This is a genomic window from Candidatus Saccharibacteria bacterium oral taxon 488 (assembly GCA_005697215.1).
Lineage (GTDB): Bacteria > Patescibacteriota > Saccharimonadia > Saccharimonadales > Saccharimonadaceae > Nanosynbacter.
Genome location: CP040003.1, coordinates 612,906 through 627,410 on the forward strand (window position 1 = coordinate 612,906; position 14,505 = coordinate 627,410).

Annotated in this window: 13 protein-coding genes; 2 read left to right on the forward strand and 11 right to left on the reverse strand. The window is 51.1% G+C overall.

The window, feature by feature from the left end; genetic code table 11:
* Positions 1–27: 27 nt before the first annotated feature.
* The 3 genes from FBF24_03250 to uvrB are packed head-to-tail and all read right to left on the reverse strand — an operon-like array spanning position 28 to position 4,715.
* On the reverse strand, positions 28–1,875 hold the full coding sequence (locus FBF24_03250) for a hypothetical protein (GenBank protein QCT40888.1): 1,848 nt from the start codon (positions 1,873–1,875) through the stop codon (positions 28–30).
* Positions 1,868–2,713, reverse strand: coding sequence for a hypothetical protein (locus tag FBF24_03255; protein ID QCT40889.1), 846 nt, complete (start codon positions 2,711–2,713; stop codon positions 1,868–1,870). Before FBF24_03255 ends, FBF24_03250 begins: the two co-directional genes overlap by 8 nt.
* Positions 2,714–2,744: 31 nt before the next feature.
* Complete coding sequence (uvrB, locus tag FBF24_03260; GenBank protein QCT40890.1) at positions 2,745–4,715, reverse strand: excinuclease ABC subunit UvrB; 1,971 nt, start codon at positions 4,713–4,715, stop codon at positions 2,745–2,747.
* 89 nt (positions 4,716–4,804) lie between these two features.
* Between uvrB and FBF24_03265 the strand changes: the two genes are divergently transcribed.
* Positions 4,805–5,491: a TIGR00730 family Rossman fold protein gene (locus FBF24_03265; GenBank protein ID QCT40891.1), complete on the forward strand. Its 687-nt coding sequence runs from the start codon at positions 4,805–4,807 to the stop codon at positions 5,489–5,491.
* Positions 5,492–5,508: 17 nt separating this feature from the next.
* On the opposite strand, the gene FBF24_03270 is transcribed toward FBF24_03265, so the two are convergent.
* From FBF24_03270 to FBF24_03305, 8 genes are all read right to left on the reverse strand, one after another.
* Positions 5,509–6,150: a hypothetical protein gene (locus FBF24_03270; GenBank protein ID QCT40892.1), complete on the reverse strand. Its 642-nt coding sequence runs from the start codon at positions 6,148–6,150 to the stop codon at positions 5,509–5,511.
* Positions 6,150–7,112 (reverse strand): sugar kinase, encoded by a 963-nt coding sequence (locus FBF24_03275; GenBank protein ID QCT40893.1) that lies wholly within the window; start codon positions 7,110–7,112, stop codon positions 6,150–6,152. The genes FBF24_03270 and FBF24_03275 overlap by 1 nt, the downstream gene beginning before the upstream one ends.
* Positions 7,112–8,023 (reverse strand): class II fructose-bisphosphate aldolase, encoded by a 912-nt coding sequence (locus FBF24_03280; protein QCT40894.1) that lies wholly within the window; start codon positions 8,021–8,023, stop codon positions 7,112–7,114. The genes FBF24_03275 and FBF24_03280 overlap by 1 nt, the downstream gene beginning before the upstream one ends.
* A 260-nt stretch (positions 8,024–8,283) precedes the next feature.
* Positions 8,284–9,246: a transketolase family protein gene (locus FBF24_03285; protein QCT40895.1), complete on the reverse strand. Its 963-nt coding sequence runs from the start codon at positions 9,244–9,246 to the stop codon at positions 8,284–8,286.
* A complete protein-coding gene (locus FBF24_03290) occupies positions 9,243–10,103 on the reverse strand; it encodes a transketolase (GenBank protein QCT40896.1) in 861 nt (286 codons plus the stop codon). The genes FBF24_03285 and FBF24_03290 overlap by 4 nt, the downstream gene beginning before the upstream one ends.
* Before the next feature lie 6 nt (positions 10,104–10,109).
* Positions 10,110–10,760 carry a hypothetical protein gene (locus FBF24_03295; GenBank protein QCT40897.1) on the reverse strand — a complete coding sequence of 217 codons (651 nt, stop codon included), beginning with the start codon at positions 10,758–10,760 and terminating at the stop codon, positions 10,110–10,112.
* Entirely contained in the window at positions 10,757–11,209 is a 453-nt protein-coding gene (locus FBF24_03300; GenBank protein QCT40898.1) for an RpiB/LacA/LacB family sugar-phosphate isomerase, read from the reverse strand. The genes FBF24_03295 and FBF24_03300 overlap by 4 nt, the downstream gene beginning before the upstream one ends.
* A 63-nt stretch (positions 11,210–11,272) precedes the next feature.
* Positions 11,273–11,965 carry an HNH endonuclease gene (locus FBF24_03305; protein QCT40899.1) on the reverse strand — a complete coding sequence of 231 codons (693 nt, stop codon included), beginning with the start codon at positions 11,963–11,965 and terminating at the stop codon, positions 11,273–11,275.
* A gap of 20 nt (positions 11,966–11,985) precedes the next feature.
* On the opposite strand from FBF24_03305, the gene FBF24_03310 reads away from it, so the two are divergent.
* Positions 11,986–14,502, forward strand: a complete 2,517-nt coding sequence (locus FBF24_03310) for a M1 family metallopeptidase (GenBank protein QCT40900.1) — start codon at positions 11,986–11,988, stop codon at positions 14,500–14,502.
* Positions 14,503–14,505: the final 3 nt, after the last annotated feature.

The following is a 14,505-nucleotide window of genomic DNA, read 5'->3' on the forward strand; positions in this document are numbered from 1 at the left end:
CTATTATAGCACTGTCTCGAGGAAAATCTAATAACTCAGCAGTCGCGGCGAATGGAGCGTCACCATCTGTGGCAGACCGTACATACTCATTCCTGAACCAAGTGATAACCCACCGCGGTTCCAGCCGATAGCCGCCGCCGTTGCCGCATCGGTTGCCGCATTTGGTGCGTCTGGTCGTTCGATGTAGCTAATCTTGTTGGCCCCACGATCCGCTACGTACACTCGACCATCTGGGCCGCGCAAAACTTGTCCACCGCCATCACCACCAAGGCCTTTCCAGTCAGGGTGATTTGGGGTTGGCGAGTTGGGTAGCGAATCAGCTATGATGCAATCCCTAAAGTGCTCACAGCCAGTAAAGCCGATAAATCGCTCGCTTGCTTTGATAGCACTACCATTGCGACTCGTTATATCATAGCGGAATAATTCACCAGTATATATTTTTGACACATAGACATGGCTGCCATTAGGCGAGAAATCAGCTGCATAGCCTAGACTATTATCAAGTGGATCATTGTTATATACACCGACCGACCAATGAGCTATTGGTGTCATATTAGTATCAGCCCCAGATATATCAAATACGTGTAATACTCCAGCGTTACCATTACGATTTGGACAGACACTACCCCCCATAAACACCAGCATTTTGGTGGCCTCGTTGTTAAAGTTAATTGAACCGAATCCCGTTCGCGAAGGACTTGATGGATTTGGTTGCACGATACACGGCTGAGCCGGACCAGACGGCACATTATACACTGCTGCATTTGGCGTCTGAATAGTTGCTCCGTTGTCAGTCGAGAAAATATTGAAGGCATAGACTTGATTCGGCGAACCCGGCCGATAGGTATATACCACCGCACCATTTCCCGCATTATTCGGCACGGCATTCATCGCCTCGCCAGAATAGTTGCGCGAAAAACTGCCCGCCATGCCAATGGACATGTTCTTTTTCGTCACTCGTCCGAGTGGATCATTGGTAAAATCAACGACGTGGTAATATAGCGTACCGAATTTTGCCCGCTCTCGACCATTCGCCGAGTTTGATACTACGAGATATTTAGACTCCTCCTTATTGATCGGGAAAGCAACTACCGCCTGCGTGCCAGTACGCGAGCCACACAATCCCTGTGGTGATTCACTATAGTATGCTGTTTGACCATCGTCACATGTTGGATTGCCGTCGGGAGCCGAGCTATCAACCTGCATAATATTCCGTGCCGAGTTCCAGATACGAAGTCCGTCAGAGTAGAATTTCAAATTACCATTACGATCGGAAATTGTCGTTAGACCCTCATGGGATGGGCCACTTGAGTGTGTTGGATGAGGGTGTGGAGTCGGTTTATTTGACCCGCCCGCACCGAAATCGAGACAGACTGAGCCACCGATACACCACCAGCGCTTACTGGCGCGCGTCCCCTTAAAATCAACTTCCGGGATAGCTTGCTGGCGTGAATTGTAAATATAGGTCTTATACGGGCGGCCATCAGATTTTCGAATCAACTCAAGGTAGCCCTTGACATCAGCACGCCGCGGATTAGTTGTTGAGGTGTATTCACCAATAAAATATGAACGTAATTTGTCATTACGAAATACGTCAATCGCCGTACCATTGCCGCGGCAATCGGTACCTGGACGCACGCCCGAGGCAATGGCACTGTCATGACCACGACTGATACATTCATTCATCCGCACCACGCCTGCCTCAGCCGCTTCACGCGCCAGCTGATTATAATACTGCTCCATCAAGGCATTAGCTGCTGCCGACGCCAGCTGGAGACCAGCCAACAAAATCAGCAACAGCATAATGCTCGCTACAAGGACGGTCGGCAAGACGAACCCACCGTCCTTATCCCACCCAGACGCTTTGTTAGTCACATCCAACTCCGTACTTATCGCACATTGTCGAACGAATGTTGCGCTGCACATTGGTTCTAGTGTATGTCGACCCGGTATCGTGTACTTGGACGGCTGCCGTAATCGCCCCGGCGACCAGCACTGCTCCGGTTGCACCCAGCAAAATCAGAGACATTGTCTTAGATGTGTTACGGCCAGAAATAATCCCCTTGAGCATCCACAATGTCGCGCCGATCACCCCTAGCGCCAAGAGATACGGCACAAATTCGGCGAGATATAGCGCCCCGTACACCCTATCGGCACTGCCCGCACCGATAAACAGTAGTGAACTAATGAGAACTGTTATTATTTTTGCTACAAGCACTATTGCTGGAATTATCAATGCACCAAATGCGCCGTATGTTACTACTTTATACGCTGTCCGGCTAGTGTAGTTGTCGCGATCCGAGATAGCCCGTGAGACACGACCAAATGTGATGAGCGCAACGACTGCAAATAGTGTCGCCAACACACCCGCCATGACGATACCCGTCCCTGGTGTCACCATATTTATTGACAGTATGTCAGCCAACCAGCCACCAATCGAAGTCGAAGTCGTTGTCGTTGCACCATTAGCCTTCACCCAAGCGCCAAACAACGCCACCAATACCTGCGCAAATAACAACGCCGAAACGACTGTTGATACCATCGCCAGCAGATATTCAAATGTCAGCCACTTTGCCTTGCCGCGATTTGGATCAACTGTAGCCTGAGGGTAATACGCCGTTGGCTGCGATGCATACTGTGGAACTGGCGGAACATCTGCGTCCTGTACCGGTTGCACCATCTCTGGTGTTGATGCTGTTTTCTTTTGTGTCATAATTATTACCTCCGCTTATGCTACCCTCATTCTACATGGTCTGGCGAATTTCTGCAATCAAATCACGCAGCTCCGCGGCTTTTTCAAACTCCAGGTTGGCGCTATAGAGCTCCATTTGACCAGTCAACTCCTTGATCAGCGTTGGATATTCGTCCTTTGGAATCTTCTTCAAATCAAGTTTTGGCTTTTTGTCTGATTCTTTTTGTGGGATGATAGAGCGCAGGCCATCGTCAATCTTCTTCTGGATGGTTTGCGGCGTGATGCCGTGCTCTTCATTATATTGCTGCTGAATTGCACGCCGACGATTCGTCTCGTCAATCGCTCGCCGCATACTGTCAGTTACATTATCACCATACATCAACACTCGTCCATCGACATGCCGCGCCGCCCGGCCAATCGTCTGAATCAGCGCCTGTTCAGAGCGCAGGAAGCCTTCTTTATCAGCATCCATAATCGCCACCAGGCTAACTTCCGGCAGGTCCAACCCCTCACGCAGTAAATTAATACCAACCAAGACGTCGTACGTCCCCAGCCGCAAATCCTTCAGAATATCGCCGCGCTCCAATGTGTCAATTTCACTGTGTAGATACGCTGTTTTCACACCATTGTCGGTCAAGTAGGCGCTCAAATCCTCAGCCATGCGCTTGGTCAAGGTGGTTACCAGCACGCGGTGGCCGTTGGCGATGGTCTGGCGAATCTCCTCCATCAAATCATCAACCTGCCCCTCAGTTGGCCGCACCTCAATCGGCGGATCAAGCAGCCCCGTCGGCCGAATCAACTGCTCGGCCGGCTTTGGCGAATGAGCAATTTCATAGTCACCCGGTGTAGCCGACACATAAATCGCCTGATGAATGTGCTGATCAAATTCATCAAACCTCAGCGGGCGGTTATCCAGCGCACTCGGCAAACGAAAACCATGCTCCACCAACACTTCCTTGCGCGCTCGGTCGCCGTTATACATACCGCGAACTTGCGGCAAGGTCATGTGCGACTCGTCGACCAGCAGCAGCCAATCGTCGGGAAAATAATCAATCAAGGTCGCTGGCTGCTCGCCCGGCTCGCGGTCTGTCAAATAGCGCGAATAATTCTCAATACCTTTGACAAAGCCAGTTTCTTTGAGCATCTCTAGATCATATTTGGTGCGCTGGCTGAGACGCTGTGCCTCGAGTAACTTATCGTGCGATTCAAACCATTTCAGCCGCTCATCAAACTCTTTTTCAATACCAGTGATGGCTTTTTCAATTCGTTCACGCGGCGTCGAATAGTGACTAGACGGGAAAATCGTCAGTTGCTTTGGCTGATCCAAAATCTCGCCAGTCAGCGGATCAATTCGCGTAAGTCTCTCGACCTCATCGCCAAAAAACTCCACTCGCACCGCCGTGTCCTGCCCAGCTGGGAAAATATCCACTACATCGCCGCGCACCCTGAAAGTCCCGCGCGCAAAATCAACGTCGTTGCGCTTATATTGAATATCAGTTAGCAAGCGAATAAACTTGTCCTGAACCCGCCGCTCACCAACCGTCAATTGAATCGCCATATCAGCATACGTTTCCGGCGAACCGATGCCGTAAATACAAGACACGCTGGCCACGATAATAACGTCGCGCCGCGTCAGCAGCGCCGAGGTCGCCGCATGCCGCAGCCGATCGATTTCATCATTAATTTTTGAGTCTTTCTCAATGTAGGTGTCGCTACTGGCAATGTAGGCTTCTGGCTGATAATAATCAAAATAGCTGACGAAGTAATGTACCTCATTATCCGGAAAAAACTCCTTAAACTCAGAAAATAGCTGCGCTGCCAACGTCTTGTTGTGCGCCAGCACCAACGTCGGCACATTGGCTCGAGCAATAATATTTGCCATAGTAAAGGTCTTACCCGAACCCGTCACGCCTAGTAGGGTTTGCTCACGCTCGCCCCGCTTCAAACCATCCACCAACTGAGCAATCGCCGTCGGCTGGTCACCGGTCGGCTGATAGTTGGAGACGAGATTAAAGGCGCTCATATCATTACTATTGTAGCATTATTGACAAATAACAACTTTTCATGATATAGTTAACCAGTTATTAGCGATAAAACAAAAAGGGCACTTCAATGACTCCACAAAATACATGTATTCCGCGCGATGTGCAGCTGCAGGCTGCGATGTTCCGCCTCGGTAAGATGGAAGATGAAATCCAGAGCGGCTACGAAATTCTCCGGAAATATCAGAAAACAGTAACTATCTTTGGTTCGGCGCGCACCGACCCGAATAGCGCCTATTACCACGCCGCGAAAGAAACGGCTGAACGGCTAGCCAAACTCGGCTATGCTATTGTTTCTGGTGGTGGACACGGCATCATGGGCGCCGCCAACGAAGGCGCTAATAAGGCCGTCCAAGAGGGAGCGCGAGCTGCTGGCGGCGAGTCGATCGCGTTCAATATCCGCCTGCCGCATGAACAGGAGGTCAATAAGTATGCTACCGAGGTGTTTGAGTTTCAGCACTTTGCCCCGCGAAAGATTGTCATGACTATGTTTGCCGACGCGTATATCTACTTCCCGGGCGGCTTTGGTACACTGGATGAACTAGCAGAAATATTGACACTAATCCAGACTGAGAAAGCCAACCGCGCACCGGTGATCCTATTTGACACAGCATTCTGGAGTGATTTGGACGCCTTTTTCCGTAATCATATGCTGGCCGAGGGAGCTATCGTCGAGAAAGACCTGGATATTTACACCATCACCGACAGCGTCGATGAGATCATTGAGCTGGTACAAGCAAATAAGACCTATTGCTGATCACCTATCGTGTCAATTCAGACTTTTTGGGATTTCTTCAGGGTATTTGCGTTTTGCTGGGACTTTTTATGAGGTTTTTTGCTAGCAGATTTTTTAGATTTTACGGGCACGGCAGCTGACTTGCGGCATTTTGGTTTAGCGTTGGCTACCGGTAGCTGGAACGGCGACGCGGACTTGACTGGCTCACTGACGGCCGAGGCAACATAGCAAATCCCGCCCTCGCAGACGACGCGCTCAACAGTCGGCGTGTGCGTGCGCGGATGGGCTGAAAAACGACGGGTTATTTTATAGCCAAGCCCGCGCTTACCAGATTCGATACGATGCTGACCGTATGGTAATTGATGATGATAATTTTCAACGATATCCACCGGATGAAACGAGATAACCTGCCCGTCAAAATCCATCATCACCCAGTCGCTAGCTCTCGCCCAGGCTATCTGGTCAATTCGCGGCGCAGCAGCCATTAGCGCCTGGTACACTTCTCTGCCCGTCGTGTCCGCCGGATCAAGCCCAAGTGCACGGATAATTGAATGAGCCCGAGCTAAAATCTCAGTAATCAACCTCACATCGCTATCATCGCCGGCCATTCGTCTGAGCTCGCTCACGGCAACTCGTGTCCGCACTGAATCACCCAATAATTTTGTTAAGTTTCTTGACATTAAAACTCCTTTTCGCTTAGTGGCATGGCATGTAGTCGCGCACCTTGATATAAGATACCGGTTTTAGCACCAATATGATTGACGACCGAGCTTGAATTTGCGCTGGCAAATACTACTGCGTCCTTCAGCTGGGCGCCATGAGCCCACTGACTCAAAAAGCCACTGGCAAATGCATCACCTGCGCCAGTCCGATCAATTGCTGGCACATCCTCGTACATCGCTGCTCTGACAATCGTTACACCATCAGACGCCATCGAGCCATTCACGCCGTCTGTCAGCAACACCACCGGCACGAGCTCTTTTGCTCGCCGCACCAGCTGTTCCAGATCATCACCCGGCACTAACTGTTGCATCTCTTCTTTGTTCAGTGCCAATACCTCCACATCATCCAGCAGTCCCATTAACTTCTCGCGCTGTGCTAGCTCTCGCTTGCCTGGATTAAAGCAAATTTTCATACCAGCTGCTCGCGCCTCACGAAATACCTTATCCAAGACCGTCATCTGACCTGCCAGTGTTGATACATACAGCCAGTCAGCCTCGACACCTGCCACGGTAAAATCAGCCGCGTGATAATGCGTTGATGCGCCGCGATACGTCAAAATTGTCCGTTCACCGTTTGGCGCCAACAATAGCACCGAGTAGCCCGTATTGTATTTTTGGGAAAATCGAACATATCGCGTATCAACATTCTCGGCGTCCAGATCGTCCAACACCGCTTGACCAGCCGGATCGCGGCCAACAACTCCCATAAACATAACTTCATGACCTTGTCTGGCAAAGGTCACCGCAGCATTCGTCGCACCGCCGCCCGTCGAGAAGTGGATTTGATTTACATCAGCCTTGGCGCCGAGTTCCAACTTGGCAAAACAATGTTCTGGACTTTCGCACACGGGTGTTAGTGCATCTGACTGACTTAAAAAAACATCTTGTACGCCTGCACCGACAGTAATAATTTTTGCCACTACACCACTGCCTTTCCGGCTGAACCAAAGGCCTGAATTTTAGTCTCGACCACTTCCTGTACGGCCGCATAGACTGGTGGCATCAGCTTGACAATGGCGTATTCGTTCGGATTTTCGCGCAAGGTTTTTTCCAGCGTCGTGCGGAAAGCGTAACGCATATCGGAATTAATATTAATCTTAGAAACGCCAATTTTCGCCGCATCCTTAAAATAATGCAGCGGCGTGCCTGATCCGCCATGGAGCGAAATCTGGCAGTGCAGCGCCTCGCGGATACGCGCTAATAATTCCAAATCCAGCACTTTCGGCACCGGATACAACCCGTGCAAATTACCAATCGCCGCCGCAAACGTGTCAATTCCCGTCGCCTCTACGAAATCACGCGCGCCCTCTGGCGTGGAAAAGGTTTTCTTAATTTCTTCATAGTCAATCGCCTCGGTATGGACGTTTGATGAACCCCAAAAATAATGCGGCTCGGCTTCCACCAACGCGCCGGTGAACTTGGCGTACTCGACAACTTCGCGGGTTTTGGCGATGATTTCCTCATCCGAGGCATCGTGATTTGCCTGGGAAATATCGATATGCACAAACTCATAACCCGCGTCAATCGCCCGCTTGCAGCCCTCCACTGTCGGCCCGTGATCCAAGTTCAAATACATCTCAATGCCGTATTCAGCCTTATAATTATCCACCAAATCGCGCACATTCTCCAGACCCATGGCCTTCACCTCGGCGTCTGATACTTCCACCAGCACTGGCGACTGGAGCTTCTGCGCCGCCCGCGCCACCGCGATCAGCGTTTCTTGATTATCAATATTAAACGCCCCGACCGCAAAATGTTGCGCCCGTGTCCGCTGCATCAAATGGCGTGCATGCGTGGTATTGCGCCGAATGTCAGAAATTGTCAGTCCCATATACCCTTTTATCCCTTATGCTATTTATGGTTATTATAGCAACGGCGATGGAAAATGAAAAGAGGCGAAGGGGTTTTATGATTTATTTTTGTACGGTTTTCGTCAAAATGCTGGTCTTATCTTTTGGCTCATCATGGGGTCAATCCTCATGAGGGAACTTGGTATTTTTACTTATGCAGCAGCATGGGAGATCGCAACACTTGTGACAATTTCCTGTATAGCTGTAGACGCTCGAGAAATTCCCTGGCGCCTGCGTAAGCCTAAATAAATGACAGGTTATCTTTTACGTGCCGGACAATTGTTTCAACATCAAGTCCATGCTTCTGCCATAATTCAGCTACCGTACCGCTTTCGCCGAACTGGTCGCGGACGCCGATACGCTTTATTTTGACTGGCAATTTATCGCCGAGTACTTCCGCCACCGCACTGCCAAATCCGCCTGCAATTTGCCCTTCTTCTGCTGTCACCACACGGCCGCATTTTTGGGCGGCGGCAACGACCGCTGCTTCGTCCAGCGGTTTAATAGTGTTAAAATGCACGACTTCTGCCTGAACGCCGGAGTACGCCAATTGTTCTGCCGCCATGAGCAGCTGATAGGTCATCGTGCCAGTACCTAGTAACGCTACATCTTTACCCTGCCGCAGTACGGACGCTCGGCCTATGGCCACCTCACCATCCAAAAACAGCAGCATGTCAGCTCGCGGCAACCGCACATAATTTGGCCGCGGATCAGCCGCCATCACTGCTGCCATCATTTCGGCCTCGTAGGCATCACCTGGTGCCAAGACCACCATGTTTGGCAGACTCCGCATCAGCGCGATGTCCTCCAGCATTTGGTGCGTCGCGCCGTCCGCACCGACATTCAGCCCGGCGTGCGAACCGACCAGCTTGACCAGCTGACTATTCAGGCAAATTGTCGTCCGAATTTGTTCCCAATTACGCCCCGGACTGAACGCCGCATAACTGGCTGCAAACGGAATATTACCCATGGCTGCTAGCCCTGATGCCACCGTCACCAGATTTTGCTCTGCCACACCAACCTCAATGAACCGCGGCGCGCCGATTCGCTCGGCAAACTCGCCAAAGCCGACGCTGTCTGCCAGGTCAGCGCTTAGCGCCACAATTTGACTATTGTTCATTGCTGTGTGAACTAGTCCACGGCCAAAACCGAGCCGCATCGACGCGGTATTTCCCGCGCGCCAATCATCCCGCAGCATGCTCATACGCCCACCCCTTCTTCCGACTGTTTCTTAGCCAGTAAACCCAATTGTGTCAGCGCCGCGGCGGCCTGCTCGGCATTTGGCGCCTTGCCGTGCCATCGATAATCTCCCTCCATAAAATCAACGCCGCGCCCAGGTACCGTATGCGCGATAATCACGCTCGGTTGCTCGCGTACTGCCTGTGCTGCTTCAATTGCCGCGATAATTCGCGCCACGTCATGCCCGTCGATTTCCTGCACCTGCCAACCGAAACTGCGCCACTTCTCACCCAAATCATTCAGCGGCATGACTTTTTCTGTATCGCCGCCAATTTGAATAGTATTACGATCAACGATAGTGATTAGCCGGCCTAATTTATACTTGGCTGCAAACATCGCCGCCTCCCAAATATTGCCTTCATTAAGTTCACCGTCACCTAAACTACAATATATGAAGCGTTCCGAATTCTGTAAATACTGCAAATGATATGCCATGCCAGCAGCCTGACTGAGACCGCAGCCAAGCGGCCCGCTCGTCGTCTCTAGCCCTGGTAATTTTACCCGCTCCGGATGCCCTTGTAGCCGCGAGCCAAACTGCCGCAAACTCATTAACTCTGATTCCGATAAAAATCCGCGCATCGCCATCGCCGCGTATAGCAGTGGTGCATAATGGCCGTTACTCATGACGAACAGATCGCGATCAGGCCAATCCGGCTCTTCTGGCCGCAATCTAAGAATCCGAAAATACAGCACCGCCATCACATCAGCAAACCCCAGCGGTCCCGCCACATGACCACTACCAGCAGCCGTCACTTGGCGAATAATCAGCTGCCGTAATTCTTGCGCCTTCTTTTCTAGCTGGCCAGTCGTGAGTTGGCTCATGGTAAACTACCCGAGCACACCCGTCTTGCTAATTTCCTGCTGGAGTTTAGCGAACATTGCTGGTGGATCAGTTGCTTTTTGGATTGTCCCGCCAACGTTCAGGACGTTCACGCCGCCCTGAACAAGGCTATAAGCATTGTCAACCATCACACCACCATCCCAACCAATTTCAACATTCGGATTAATCATCTTGACGAGCCGAATTTTTTCCAGCTGCATCAGGCTGGCTGTTCCGCCAAACTTACCTAGCTCACCGCTGAAAATCAGGACATGCTCTGCCTCTTTGATAAGCTCTTCGACGGTTTGCGGCACTGTTGGCTTGAGCAGTGCTAGCCCAGCCATAATACCCGAGCGCTTAATTTCTTTGAGTGCCCCCAACACGTCGCCTTCGGCCTCGGCATGAATAATAATCAAATGCGGCCTCAGTGCGATTAACTTCGGTACATACTCATCTAGTTTGTTCACCATGGCGTGAATATCAATCGTCCAACCTTCTGGTGCCCATAATTCTGGGATGCTGACCGTAAAGGTTGGCGCAAATTCACCATCAGTCAAATCGATATGCACCCGCTCAGCAAAGCCGGTAATTCTATCGACTTGCTCTTTGTATTGCTGGGCATTTTCTGCCAAAATTGCCGGGGCGATAACACTACTCATACGATCTCATCCAGTTGCGCATTGCGCCGATTATACCGCGGGGCATCCGTGTATGCAGTATTGAGCCACGTTTCAACAATGCCCTTCCAGGCAGCTTCGTTATCCTCGAGGACCCTAGCCGGCAGACATAATACATTCGAATTATTGTCACGCCGCGTCATCCTCGCCTCATGTGCATCCCAAATAACACTGGCGCGGATCCCCTTAAAACGATTCGCCGCCATACACATACCCTGACCGCCGCCACAAATTAAAATTGCCCGTGGATCATCCTCGCTATCACCAATCACTCGCAGCGCTGCCGCTGCCGCAAACTGCGGAAAGTCGTCATCAGGATTAAGCTCACGACCACCGACATCCTCGACTGCGTAGCCACTTTTCGCCAAATACGCAAATACTTTTTCTTTCAGCGTAAACCCGCGATGATCTGAACCAAGATAAATCTTCATGGGTTTAGTATAAGCGGTTTGGGCGATATTTGCAACCAATCAAGTCCTTGGAAGTCCGGCCCATTACGACGCCGATCCACAGCTGGCCAACACCTTATCCATCACCTCTTTCTCTGCATTTGTTACCCACAGACGATATTTACGCTTAACCGCCACCTGCCGTTCAATGTACTGACAGCGAAACGGCTTGTTGGGAGGCAGCCAGGTTGCCGCGTCGCCATCACCTTTGGCTTGGTTGGCCGGACCGTCGGCAGCCAACAAATTCAGCGGGTCGTTTGCCAATTTTTCTCGTTCCTCACGTGGTAGTTGCTGTGCACCTTTCTGCCACGCATCACTTAACGCCACCACGTGATCGATTTGTACTTTCGACGAGGTCTCTGGCCCGCGCTGAAACTTGATTGTCCGACCAGTATACGGGTCACGTAGTGTCCCAGCCAACACGCGACATTTATCATCAATTTTTGTTTCCATTAGATCCCGCGCCAAAATTACTTCACGCACTGAGCAGCCGCTCATTTTACCCCAACCATCACTAAATTGTTTGCGGCTATAGCCCGTTTTGGGTGCGCGACCTTTAACCTCTAGTTTAGCTAACTCCGCCTGAGCGTTTGAATCACCAAATAATTGCCGCTGCATAGACGGCGAAGTTGGTGCAACCCGCGGCTGCTGCAATTGCACCGCCCACACTACTGCACCCACTACCGCCGTGACAAGCAGTACCATTATCTGCCGCCGTCTAATTTTCCTCGTTGCCATATTTATATTATAATGAAAGTATGAAAACAGTTCCACGCCTACTCGACACCTTTATGCCACATCATTACGCATTAACTCTTGATCTGACGCACGCCGAAGAAAAATCTTTTTCTGGCTCGGTAATTATTTCTGGCGAGTCGACTGGCGAGTCAATTTCACTACATTCCAAAGAATTAACTATTCATTCAGCGTTGATTGACGACCAGCCAGCTGAGTTTTCTCTTGGTGAATTTGACGAATTACGCCTGTCACGCCCAGAGCTGTCCAGTGGACAGCACACCGTTCGCATCGACTTTTCCGGCGCCATCACCGACGCCATGCATGGATTATACCCTTGCTATTTCACTCACGACGGTGTCAAAAAGCAGCTGTTTGCTACCCAATTTGAATCGCACCACGCCCGCGAAGTCTTTCCGTGTGTTGACGAGCCAGCCGCCAAAGCCACGTATGACGTGACACTCGTGACCGCTCCGGACTTGACTGTCCTTGGCAATATGCCCGTCACTGAATCATCTGAAAAGAACGGCGCGCTGACAACCACCTTCGCCACCACGCCACGAATGAGTAGTTATTTGCTGGCTTTTGTCGTCGGTGAACTCCACAAGAAATCCGCCCACACCACCTCTGGCGTTGAGGTAAATGTTTGGGCCACACCAGCCCAAAGCGAAGACATACTGGATTTTGCGCTGGACATCGCCACTGGCTCCATTGATTTTTATGATGAATATTTTGGCGTGCCGTATCCGCTACCAAAATCTGACCACGTGGCGCTGCCAGATTTCTCGTCTGGTGCCATGGAAAACTGGGGACTCATCACCTACCGCGAAAGCTGCTTGCTGGCTGACCCGAAATTAACGCCAGAATCGTCCAAGCGCTTCATCGCCACCGTCATCGCTCACGAACTCAGCCACCAGTGGTTTGGTAATCTGGTGACCATGCAGTGGTGGAATGACCTGTGGTTGAACGAAAGTTTCGCTAATATGATGGAATACGTGGCAGTCGACGCGCTGCATCCAGAATGGCGAATGTGGGAGGATTTCGCCACCAGCGAGGTCACCGCGGCGCTGCGGCGCGACAGCTTGGATGGTGTGCAGCCAGTGCAGGCCGACGTTAATCATCCGGACGAGATCAGCACTTTGTTTGACCCGGCGATTGTCTATGCCAAGGGCGGACGGCTATTAGTGATGGTGCGGCGGCTGATCGGCGAGGAGGCGTTTCGCGCAGGACTAAAGTCATATTTTGAAAAATTTGCCTATCAAAACACTGTTGGTAATGATTTATGGCAAGAGCTAGAAACCGCCAGCGGCCAGCCAGTTGTTGAATTGATGAATGCCTGGATTTCTCAGCCGGGGTTGCCGATTGTGCAGGTCGAGCAGGATAGTTCTGGCGAGCAGTCCACTGTCACCCTCCGCCAGGAACGCTTTTTCATCGGCGACCATCAGCCGTCCGACGCCCTGTGGCCAATTCCACTGTTCGCCAATCAGCCGCTTGATGATATTCTGACCGAGCACGAGAAAACGTTTACGGCAAATGGCGACGTTCGGCTAAACTGCGGACTGAACGGACATTTCGTAACGCACTACGACTCAGCAACACGAGATCGATTGATCGAAAAAGCGGCAGAATTACCGACGTTAGATAAAATTTGCTTATTGCAAGACATGACGTTGTTGGCGCGGTCTGGACGAGAAAGTTCGGCGGCGCTACTGCCGCTGGCACGCGTTTTTCAGCACGAGACCAATGAAAGAGTCTTTAATAAAGCCGGGACAAATTTGGTGGAATTGCGCAAATTCGTCGATGACAGTGAAGCAGGACGCGCTCGGCTAAAGCAGATTTCTGCTGAATTTGCCCGCGATACATTCATGGAACTTGGCTGGGATGAGCAGGACGGCGAGTCTGATGACGACCGCGAACGGCGCACGGCAGCGCTAGGTTTGATGTTATACGGCGAAGACTCAGCAGCGCTCGCGGAGGCCAAACGACGTTTTAATGAGACTAACCCAGAGGATTTACCAGCTGAAATTCGCCCGCTGATCATCAACGCCAATGTCAGATACTTCGAGACGCCAGAAATGATTGACAAGCTTTTTACGATATACCAGAATACACCGTCAGCCGACTTGCAAGTTGATATCGCGCTAAGCCTGACCTCGACGAAAAATCCAGCAACCGCCGAACGAATTTTAACGGCGATCAAGGATGCTGACATTATCCGCCCGCAAGACGCCAGCCGCTGGTTTATTTACCTCATCCGCACGCGGGAAAATCGGCAAATTGCCTGGAATTGGCTGAAAGAAAATTGGTCGTGGGTGAAAGATACCTTTGGCGGCGATAAAAGCTACGATAATTTTATCCGCTACGCCGCCAGCGCTCTGTTGACCCGCGATGAGCTAAACGACTTCACCAAATTCACTAAGCCGCTGCGCGCCGAACCAGCCCTGACCCGCACCATTGATTTGGGTATCCGTGAGATAGCCGGTAGAGTAGCACTGATTGAACGGGATCAGGCGGCGGTTATTGATGCACTTAGTAACTAGATC

Coding starts and splice junctions, on each gene's coding strand:
- FBF24_03255 (QCT40889.1), bottom strand. CDS start 2,713: ATGACACAAAAGAAAACAGCATCAACACCAGAGATGGTGCAACCGGTA.
- uvrB (QCT40890.1), bottom strand. CDS start 4,715: ATGAGCGCCTTTAATCTCGTCTCCAACTATCAGCCGACCGGTGACCAG.
- FBF24_03265 (QCT40891.1), top strand. CDS start 4,805: ATGACTCCACAAAATACATGTATTCCGCGCGATGTGCAGCTGCAGGCT.
- FBF24_03270 (QCT40892.1), bottom strand. CDS start 6,150: ATGTCAAGAAACTTAACAAAATTATTGGGTGATTCAGTGCGGACACGA.
- FBF24_03280 (QCT40894.1), bottom strand. CDS start 8,023: ATGGGACTGACAATTTCTGACATTCGGCGCAATACCACGCATGCACGC.
- FBF24_03285 (QCT40895.1), bottom strand. CDS start 9,246: ATGAGCATGCTGCGGGATGATTGGCGCGCGGGAAATACCGCGTCGATG.
- FBF24_03290 (QCT40896.1), bottom strand. CDS start 10,103: ATGAGCCAACTCACGACTGGCCAGCTAGAAAAGAAGGCGCAAGAATTA.
- FBF24_03295 (QCT40897.1), bottom strand. CDS start 10,760: ATGAGTAGTGTTATCGCCCCGGCAATTTTGGCAGAAAATGCCCAGCAA.
- FBF24_03300 (QCT40898.1), bottom strand. CDS start 11,209: ATGAAGATTTATCTTGGTTCAGATCATCGCGGGTTTACGCTGAAAGAA.
- FBF24_03305 (QCT40899.1), bottom strand. CDS start 11,965: ATGGCAACGAGGAAAATTAGACGGCGGCAGATAATGGTACTGCTTGTC.
- FBF24_03310 (QCT40900.1), top strand. CDS start 11,986: ATGAAAACAGTTCCACGCCTACTCGACACCTTTATGCCACATCATTAC.